Raw genomic sequence first — 1256 nt, 5'->3', positions numbered from 1 at the left:
TTGTCGACCCGGGGCATGATCGCGCGGTAGTCACCCCGGGCGAACCTCAAGGCACTGATGAAGTAGCCCACCCCGCACAGGTCCGCCAGCAGGCGCAGGGCCAGCTTGCCCCGGGGCAAGGGGTAATCCCCCAGGCCGAAGACCGCCACCACCGGGTCGTCATGCTCCATCGGATGCAGGTGATGCTTGAGGTGGCCGGCGCGGTAGGTGCAGAGGGACAGGAACAGCGGGCCGGCGGCCAGCCACTGGCCCAGCCGATCATTGGCTTTCTGCCCGCGCAGCAGCAGGCCGTGGGCGCTCTCGTGCATCAGCACCGCCAGCGCCAACTGGCTGCGGGCGATCAGCAGCGCGGCCAGCAGATAGATGACGGGGTGCGGCCAGAGCGCAGCGCAGGCGAATGCGGCGGCGATCAGCCCCCAGTCGGCCAGCAGCGCCAGGCCACCGATCCAGGGCTTGAGCAGGAACAGCCCGGCGTCAGGGGCAAAGGCACGCAGGGCCCGATTCTCTCCGGCACGGGGTTCAGGCTGGGACACGGGCAGGGTTTCCTTGTCGTTGGGTGGCCAGGGCACAGGCCAGGGCCAGGAACAGGCCGCCCGCCACATCGATCAGCGTGTGCTGCTTGAGGGTCAGGGTCGAGAGGCAGATCAGCAGGCCGATGACAGCGCTCAGCTCTTTGCAAGGGCGGCGCCAGAGCGCGCGACAGGCCAGGCAGGTCACGGCCACATGCAGGCTGGGAAAACCGTTGCAGGCCAGGTCCAGCTGCCACATCCGGCCCAGCCGCTGTTGCAGGAAGCCATTGTCGAGGGCGGCGATATCCGGCCTCGGCACATATTCGGGGAACAGCCAGAAGCACAGCAGCCCAACGGCGAAGGCCATGCCGGTGGCGTTGCGCAGGGCCCTGAAGCCCTCCTGGCTGGCATAGGCCGCCGCCAGCAGCACAAAGGGAAAGAACAGCACATAGACGAACCAGGACTGGGCGATAAAGGGGATCTGCTCATCCAATGGCGTGACCCAGTTGTAGCGCGGCGTCACCAGGCGCTGCAGACCCATGAACGCGCCCAGCCCCAACAGCAGGGCGAACACCGCAGCCAGGGCCTGCCGAAGGTTGGCGGCGGCTATCAGGCGCTGCAAGGTGCCGGTCATGGCTGCTGGCCCGGTGCGGGCATGCAGCGGTGAAGACTCAAGGCCGCGCCCTCACAAGCCGAGCAAGCGGCTGGCCCAGGCATCGATCCGTGCCTGGGCCCGCTGGTTGCCCG

The 1256-nt window shown here is 68.1% G+C and carries 2 protein-coding genes; both read right to left on the bottom strand.

Annotated elements, in window-relative coordinates; translation table 11 throughout:
* Window positions 1-533, bottom strand: a 533-nt coding sequence (locus F6S12_RS31900) for a fatty acid desaturase (RefSeq protein ID WP_315869879.1), incomplete at its 3' end; no start/stop codon positions are given.
* Window positions 520-1143 carry a phosphatase PAP2 family protein gene (locus F6S12_RS31895; protein WP_015635996.1) on the bottom strand — a complete coding sequence of 208 codons (624 nt, stop codon included), beginning with the start codon at window positions 1141-1143 and terminating at the stop codon, window positions 520-522. The genes F6S12_RS31900 and F6S12_RS31895, both read right to left, overlap by 14 nt.
* Window positions 1144-1256: the final 113 nt, after the last annotated feature.

Origin of the sequence: Pseudomonas sp. JV245A (genome assembly GCF_032424515.1) — a bacterium.
Classification (GTDB): domain Bacteria; phylum Pseudomonadota; class Gammaproteobacteria; order Pseudomonadales; family Pseudomonadaceae; genus Aquipseudomonas; species Aquipseudomonas protegens.
This window is presented reverse-complemented; position numbering and strand designations above follow the sequence as displayed.